Source organism: Microcoleus sp. S13_C3, from assembly GCF_036700905.1.
In the GTDB taxonomy this organism is placed as follows: Bacteria; Cyanobacteriota; Cyanobacteriia; order Cyanobacteriales; family Microcoleaceae; genus Microcoleus.
The window spans coordinates 1-3,920 of the sequence record NZ_JAUBPT010000296.1; the positions used below are offsets into that span (position 1 = coordinate 1).

A 3,920-nucleotide genomic window follows, 5' to 3' on the forward strand; every position below is an offset into this window, starting at 1 on the left:
AAAATTTGGGCTACAAGCCTTGTCTAGTAAAAAATCAGCAAAAAATCAGTGTGTAATTAATTCTGTCCAATTACTTACTTAGCCCAGATGTAAACATACTTTTTTTTCTTTAATATTCTCCGAACTTGTCCTCCACTTAATTTTATTCCTGTGGACTTTTCTAAGTATGTTGCTAATCTCTGCGCTGTCCATCGTCCAAAATCCTATCCTAATTCTTGAGGGTCTTTTTCTATAGTTTCTAATAATATATTTATATATTCATCTGTGGCTTTTTTGTGATTCCCCTTCATCCTTTCATCTATTAGACTTTCTAGATTGTCGGGGTCTCCCTTCATACACCAATAAGATACTTTGTTGACTGAACAACCCAAAAAGTCAGCGATTTTAGATTGTGTTTTGCCGTCATTGAGCAATAATAAAATCAGAATTTTTTCTCTGACATTTGCATTTTCTTCCTCTTTTAAAGCTTTCTGTAGTTTCTCTATTTGTGTGAGATTGAGATGGTTTTTTGCTGGCATTTTTGTATTGATTGACTAAACTAAATTTTTATTATACCCTATTTAAAGGCACAACAGCTTAAAAAGAAAACTATCATAAACTCAAACCCTTGCCCAATCACGCGATTGACTGTTTCTAGCACACATCAAGCATAGCAAGTTCGGTAGAGCCAATATTATCTATCTCTCCCTTCACTAATTTTGGTACTTGTCCGTATATTTTTCCAGGCAGTCTTGGAAGTCAGGGTAAATTTAGGATTAGCGACGAAACTAATCAGCAGAGCAACGCTCCAGTTGAAGTTAATCACCTAGTTCGTCGAGATGATATGTCAAATGGATTAAGATTTTTGCCAGGAATTGCTGCTCCAGAACCTAATCTTATAAATGAATGGCCAGGTACTGGAATAGGAAACTCTGTAGAATCACACGCACTTACAAACTACATAGATCCAAATTTGCCGGGAAGAACCCCAGAGCAACAACAGGCAGTAAATGAGTCTTTCAGTGCAGCTACGCAAAAAATCCAGAATTTACTCAATTTTGACTCCGGTGTTTATCCCGAAAAGAAAAAAGGACAAATTGAACTTGCAAACACAAGCGTAACTGAGGGTAATTCTGGTACAGCAAATACAGCAGTGTGGACAGCTACACGCTCTGGTGATACAAGTAAGTCAGAGACATTCACAGTCAAGTATGGTAGCAACCAAGACACAGCTAAGGTGGGTAAAGACTATCAAGCTGGTCAAGGTACGGTTACTTTCCAACCAGGAGAAAGTAGCCTTACTATCAGAGTGCCCATAATTGGAAATAGAAGGATTCAGCCAGATAGAACTTTTACACTCACGCTCGAAAAGCCGGACACTGAGAACAATACAACCCCTAGTGAGAACAATGCCACTCCTGCTCCTCAAAATTCTTCTACAAATGAAGACTGTTCTACTGTTGGTACAGGCACTATTATTGATGATGACAAAGGCAAAAATGGCCAAACTTACAACGACCCCCGCATCGTTACCATCGACAAACAATATCACGACTTCCAAGCGGCCGGAGAATTCACGTTAATTGAATCAACAACTGGCGATCTAAAAATTCAAGTCCGACAACAACCTGTTGGTAACAACCCGCGCAGTAATGTTTCAGACAACACCGCCGTAGCAACAGTTTTGGCTGGAAAACGCATAGGAATTTACAAAGACCAAGGACTTTTAATTGATGGCCAACCAACCCAAATTGCCAACGATGATTCAATTGCCATTGGAGAAGGCCGTATCTATCGCGAAGGGAACACATATACTGTTGTTTATCCCACAGGCGATCAATTAGTTGCAAAGGTAGGAAGTCGGGTCAATGTTGAAGTTTACCTCACCGACGATCGCGAAGGCAAAGTCAAAGGACTACTCGGCAACTTCAACAAAAACCCCAAAGATGACCTAGCAAAACGCGACGGAACTGTAATTCCTGAACCAGTTTCCCAACAGCAACTTTATGGTGAATACTCTGATAGCTGGCGAGTCAGTCAAACTGAATCCTTATTCGACTACAAACCAGGCGAAAACACCAACACCTTTACCCTGAAAAATTACCCCCGCCAGAAAGTTAAAATCTCCGACTTAACCCCCGCTGATGTTGCAAAAGCCGAACAACTAATAGGCGATCGCATCAAAAATCCCACCACCCGCGAAGCTGCTATCATCGACCTCGTACTCACGGACTTGGATCCAGACATTCTTGAGGAAGCAATCAACGCACCAGATCCAGATAGCGTACTTGCGATCGCCCTTCCATTCACCGCCAACAGCGACTTTACCACCACCACCGTCAACACAGCTACAACAATAGATATCCTAGCCAACGATACCACCGCAAAAGACCCCCTCTCCATCAAAGAATTCAACACAAAATCTGTTGCCGGCGGCATCATCACCCTCGACAACAACAACACCCCAGACGATAAAAGCGACGACAAACTCACCTACACCCCACCACAAGACTTCACCGGCACCGATAAATTTAACTACCTCCTAACAGACGGCAAACAAATACAAGCCGCCACCGCTAACATCAACATCAACAGCCTCAAACTTGACAACCTTTCTGGCAATAACGGCTTCGTCCTCAACGGCACAGAAGCAGGTAACTTCTCAGGAGTTGCTGTCAGCAAAACCGGAGATATCAACGGCGACAAAATTGACGATATCATTGTCGGATCGTTCGGTGCAGACCCCAATAACATCAACGCCGCAGGCAAAAGTCAAGTCATCTTTGGCACTCAAAAATTCCCCGCCAGCGTCAACCTTTCCCAACTCAACGGTCAAAATGGTTTCACCCTCAACGGCACCGATGCCGAAGGTTTTAGCGGCGGCACAGTCAGCAGTGCCGGCGATATCAACGGCGACGGCATCAAAGACTTTATTATTGGTGCTTTTGGTGCTACTGTCAACGGTCAAAATAATGCCGGAAAAACTTACATTGTCTTCGGCACAAATCAAGCATTTCCTGCTAACTTCAGCCTGGCTAACTTGAACGGAAATAATGGTTTTGCCGTGACAGGAACCAACACCTTTGACTACGCCGGCCTCTTTGCCACTGGCATTAGCGATATTAATGGCGATCGCATTGACGACGTACTCATCAGCGCACCCGGCCCCCTCGGTGGCACACCCGGTAAAAGCTACGTCATCTACGGCCGCACCACAGGTTTTTCTCCTAACTTAAACCTAGCTGAAATTAACAACAATAACGGCTTTGTAATTAACGGCATCGACGGCAATTCTAGCGGTACAGCCAGCAGCGGCGACATCAACGGCGACGGCATCCCAGACCTCGTAATTGGTGCAGATGGCGGTACTACCAACGGCGGCATTAATGCAGGCAAAACCTACGTTATATTCGGCCAGCAAGGAGGATTTTCTGGCAGCGTTAACGTCCCAGAATTAAATGGAACTACCGGATTTGTCATCGCCGGCCTCACTCCCGAAGAACGTTCTAGAATCGCACTTGCGGCCACAGGAGATATCAACGGTGACGGCAATAAAGACATCGTAATTGGTGCTCCCGGTGCGACAGTTGGCGACCAAATTAACGCAGGCAAAACCTCTGTGATTTTTGGCAAAAAAGAAGCATTTCCTGTCATTGTCAATCCGGCTGAATTGAACGGCACTAATGGTTTTACAATCTTCGGTTTCGATGCTGAAGGTTCAGCCGGAAATGCCGTTAGCTATGCCGGAGATATCAACAAAGATGGCTTTGACGACTTATTAATAGGAGCCTCCAGCGCTAACTCTGACGATAAAAACAATGCAGGCAAAACCTTTATTGTTTTTGGTAGCAAGGAATTTCCCGCGGGTGCATCTCAGTTTGGCAAATACATCAAATTGAAAGTTGACCGTTGAGATAAGCACAGCGAAGAGCAAGGATAGA

General features: G+C 44.1%; 1 protein-coding gene and 1 pseudogene. One reads left to right on the top strand and one right to left on the bottom strand.

Annotation, left to right across the window (positions count from 1 at the left end; all coding sequences use genetic code 11):
• Nucleotides 1–77: 77 nt before the first annotated feature.
• Nucleotides 78–518: pseudogene (locus QUA16_RS35945) on the bottom strand (IS630 family transposase); the annotation flags it as partial.
• Between the two features lie 305 nt (nt 519–823).
• Between QUA16_RS35945 and QUA16_RS35950 the strand changes: the two are divergent.
• Nucleotides 824–3,892, top strand: coding sequence for a VWD domain-containing protein (locus QUA16_RS35950; protein ID WP_333109568.1), 3,069 nt, complete (start codon nt 824–826; stop codon nt 3,890–3,892).
• The last annotated feature ends 28 nt before the right edge of the window (nt 3,893–3,920 follow it).

What these genes read in the sequence shown, in the direction of transcription:
- QUA16_RS35950 (WP_333109568.1), top strand. Translation starts at nt 824, where the DNA reads ATGTCAAATGGATTAAGATTTTTGCCAGGAATTGCTGCTCCAGAACCT.